The sequence below is a fragment of the Roseivivax isoporae LMG 25204 genome, assembly GCF_000521865.1.
Classification (GTDB): Bacteria; Pseudomonadota; Alphaproteobacteria; order Rhodobacterales; family Rhodobacteraceae; genus Roseivivax; species Roseivivax isoporae.
In genome coordinates, this window is sequence record NZ_JAME01000197.1 from 1 (window position 1) to 321 (window position 321).

A 321-nucleotide genomic window follows, 5' to 3' on the forward strand; every position below is an offset into this window, starting at 1 on the left:
TTCCCTGTCTGGCGGGCAGAGAAACGCCGCGCTCGGGCGGGGATAAAGCGCGCCGTGACGCGCGCGATCAAGCGGGCCTGACGGCCCACACCCTGGCCGCCGCGGGGCGTGCCGCATCAGTGAAAAGGACAGAAGCATGGCTCGCGCAAAAACCGCGAAGTTCGAGGAGTTCATCCTCGAGGTGGAGGTCGATCCGACCGGGGATGCCGGGACCTACGTCCCGCTCTGCGGACTGACGGACGTCTCGATCAACCGCAGTTCCAACATCGACACGACCGAGGTTCCCGACTGCGACGACGAGAGCCTGCCCTATGCCATCGA

Annotated in this window: 1 pseudogene; it reads left to right on the top strand. The window is 65.7% G+C overall.

The features are described from left to right. Nucleotides 1-136: 136 nt before the first annotated feature. Nucleotides 137-321, top strand: a pseudogene (locus tag RISW2_RS23325) (hypothetical protein); the annotation flags it as partial.